Below are 1,406 nucleotides of genomic sequence, written 5' to 3' on the forward strand. Positions count from 1 at the left end.
TGAAGTGGTAAACTTATTTTAGACACAGAGGGGGTATTTTTTGTACAGATAATATATAATGGAATACACCAATATATATATCACTGAACAAAGAATACTTCAGTCTAAACAGGAGGTTTACCATGAAATACACTAAACAAGAAAAATTAGACATTGGTCGACGAATATATGACAGTGAGATTACTCGCTATCAAGCTGCAGAGTTATATAAAATTTGCGAAGGTACAGCACGCACTTATATGCGTATGTACAGAGATGCAAATAACCTGCCTGCAAAAAATTGTAAACAACAAAAATGTAATATAATACGTCCCGATTCCCCAGCACTTTCTGCAAATACGGATGACTTTCAATCCATGACCAAGGAAGAATTAATTCGTGAATTGCTTAAAGCAAGAATTGCAGAAGCCAGATTAAAAAAAGGCTATGCGGTGAAAGGGGATGGTACAGTAATTCTATACGGCAAGAAGAATACCAAGTAGTATTAGAGCTTTCCGGAGAATTTCCAGTAAAACTTATATGCGAAACCATGAATATCCAGCGCAGTAGTTTCTATGCTTGGAAAAAGAAGCTTGCGCATCCTTCTACAAGAATGAAGAGCCTGCTTAGCAATATTTTACTTTTTAAAGAGTACCATGCTAAGTTTCCTTCTCATGGGTATCGTTGGCTTAACGCTAAGATTCGTTTGGATACTGGTCTTGTACTTTCAGATGCATATGCACATAAGTGCTGTAAAATCACTGGCATTAAGAGTCAAGCCAAGCATTATAAATACAAAAAGCCAGGAGATTCATACCGTGTTTTTCCTAATCTGCTTATGACAGAAATACAGATTGACGGACCACTGCAATGTATTGTAAGCGATATGACTGCTTTTTATGTAAAAGGGATCTATTATGAGCTAACATTGTATATGGATCTTTGGAATAATGAAATTGTAAGCCATTCTCTATCTTCCAAACGTGGTGACCGTATGACATATATTAGCGGTCTGGAGGATTTAATTGCTTTAAAGAAGCAGTATCCGGAATATGAAATGATCTTGCATTCAGACCAAGGATCTGTTTACACATCTAAGGCATTTAACGACTTGTTGCCAATGTATAGCATTACTCATTCCATGTCTCGTGCCGGAACACCTACCGACAATGCAGCAATGGAAGCGATTAATGGTTGGATAAAGGCAGAAATGTTTACCGATTTTCATGTAACAGGCGAAAGGCCTGTTGTAGATGAAGTAAAAGAATATATTCACTTCTTTAATGAACAGCGTCCAGCTTATTCGTTAAACTATCTGACGCCAACTCAATATCGCAAGTTGCATTACGAACGGATATCTGACTAACAGATAATTTTTTGTTGTATATTTTTTTATGATTTGTGTCTAAAATTTGTTGACTAGTGCA

The 1,406-nt window shown here is 36.5% G+C and carries 2 protein-coding genes; both read left to right on the forward strand.

What is annotated here, in order from left to right; genetic code table 11:
* Window positions 1–122: 122 nt before the first annotated feature.
* Window positions 123–482, forward strand: a complete 360-nt coding sequence (locus HMPREF9443_RS04210; RefSeq protein ID WP_009145279.1) for a hypothetical protein — start codon at window positions 123–125, stop codon at window positions 480–482.
* Complete coding sequence (locus HMPREF9443_RS04215) at window positions 458–1,345, forward strand: IS3 family transposase (RefSeq protein ID WP_040565032.1); 888 nt, start codon at window positions 458–460, stop codon at window positions 1,343–1,345. Before HMPREF9443_RS04210 ends, HMPREF9443_RS04215 begins: the two co-directional genes overlap by 25 nt.
* The last annotated feature ends 61 nt before the right edge of the window (window positions 1,346–1,406 follow it).

Origin of the sequence: Phascolarctobacterium succinatutens YIT 12067, from assembly GCF_000188175.1 — a bacterium.
Lineage (GTDB): Bacteria > Bacillota > Negativicutes > Acidaminococcales > Acidaminococcaceae > Phascolarctobacterium_A > Phascolarctobacterium_A succinatutens.